Annotated in this window: 1 pseudogene; it reads right to left on the minus strand. The window is 37.1% G+C overall.

Annotated elements, in window-relative coordinates:
• Nucleotides 1-1229, minus strand: a pseudogene (locus K737_RS00355) (hypothetical protein); the annotation flags it as partial.
• Nucleotides 1230-1896: the final 667 nt, after the last annotated feature.

Genomic DNA, 1896 nt, shown 5'->3' on the forward strand with positions numbered 1-1896 from the left:
TCTTCATGTACTTGATCTGCAAATGCTGCTACTGGTGCTGGAGCTATAGGTGCTTGTAAAAGTGCTAGTGCCTCTGCTATTCCTGCCACTGGATTTTCTGGTATTCGTAAAAATGCGGCCACTGGATCTTCAGGTGCTGGTAAAAATTCTGCCACTGGATCTGCATATACTTCTAGTAGTGCTTGATCTGCAAATGCTGCTACTGGTGCTGAAGCTGCAGGTGCTGGATCTATAGGTGCTTGTAAAAGTGCTAGTGCCTCTGCTATTCCTGCCACTGGATTTTCTGGTATTCGTAAAAATGCGGCCACTGGATCTTCAGGTGCTGGTAAAAATTCTGCCACTGGATCTTCATATACTTCTAGTAGTGCTTGATCTGCAAATGCTGCTACTGGTGCTGGAGCTGCAGGTGCTGCTACACAGGGATTATCTTCTTGTTGATTTTGTAAATTATTAAGCAATTCTGCACGAAGATTATCTTGTTCATTTTGCAAGTCGCCCAGTCTATCCAGCGCTACTGCAATCAAATTATTTTGTTGACCTTGGAAATTGTTTAATAGTATCGCTGCACGAAAATTGTTTTGTTCATTTTGTAAGTCGTCCAGCCTATCTAGTGCTGCTGCAACCAGATCGTTTTGTTGACCTTGGAAATTAGTAAGCACTTCTGCAAAAAGACCATTTTGTTCATTTTGCAAACGATCCAGCGCTAAAAACAGTTCCGCAAAAAAATTATTTTCCTGATTCTGTGCTGCTGCAGGTTGTGGGTCTGCAGGTACTGCTACACAGGGATTATCTTCTTGTTGATTTTGTAAATTATTAAGCAATTCTGCACGAAGATTATCTTGTTCATTTTGCAAGTCGCCCAGTCTATCCAGCGCTACTGCAATCAAATTATTTTGTTGACCTTGGAAATTGTTTAATAGTATCGCTGCACGAAAATTGTTTTGTTCATTTTGTAAGTCGTCCAGCCTATCTAGTGCTGCTGCAACCAGATCGTTTTGTTGACCTTGGAAATTAGTAAGCACTTCTGCAAAAAGACCATTTTGTTCATTTTGCAAACGATCCAGCGCTAAAAACAGTTCCGCAAAAAAATTATTTTCCTGATTCTGTGCTGCTGCAGGTTGTGGGTCTGCGGGTTGTGGTTGTGGGGCTGCAGGTTGTGGGGCTGCAGGTTGTTTTTCACTTTTTCTAAGCAAAAGATTTCTTGGCTTCCACGCATATGAACAATTCATCATATCAAGAAAAACAATGAGCAAGAAAAATGAGTTTACCTTTTTCATTTACAAATATAAAATTAACGTTTGCTTAATAAGTATATTCATTGATCGGGATCTTGTCAATAAAAAAAAAACCAAAATAAAAAAAATATTAAATTAACAGCAGTTCGTAAATTAAAAGCTTTCTATTTTTATTGTTATTTAACGATTTCTTCACTTGATTTTTTTCCAAGAGAGCTAATTAACAAAATTCTCGAATAAAAAAATTTATGTCAATAAAAAAACAACGAATATTTTTCGTTCAAAATCTACGAATTAAGCCTAAAATTACAAATCAATACCAATAAGGTTGACTACGTCAACGTTTGCACCCTTATTTCTTTATTTGATCGTACCGATCTCCAGTATATAGCTAAATCAGTATAAAAAGATTGCGAAAAATGGAATTGAAATAAGAGATCAATTGAGCAAGGTACTATTCTTCTTATATGTTTGGCTTGAGCCCATTTTTTCTTAATAGGATTGAGATCAGGGGAATAAGGAGGAAAACAAAGCAAACTATAGCATCTTCTAGCATGTTTTTCCTATCTTTCCATTTATGGAAAGTGGCATTATCTATAACAATAACGCTTTCTTTTTGAAGGTTTGGTAATAAAATCTGCTGCACTCAAGAAGTACCCCC

Origin of the sequence: Holospora undulata HU1 (genome assembly GCF_000388175.3) — a bacterium.
Lineage (GTDB): Bacteria > Pseudomonadota > Alphaproteobacteria > Holosporales > Holosporaceae > Holospora > Holospora undulata_A.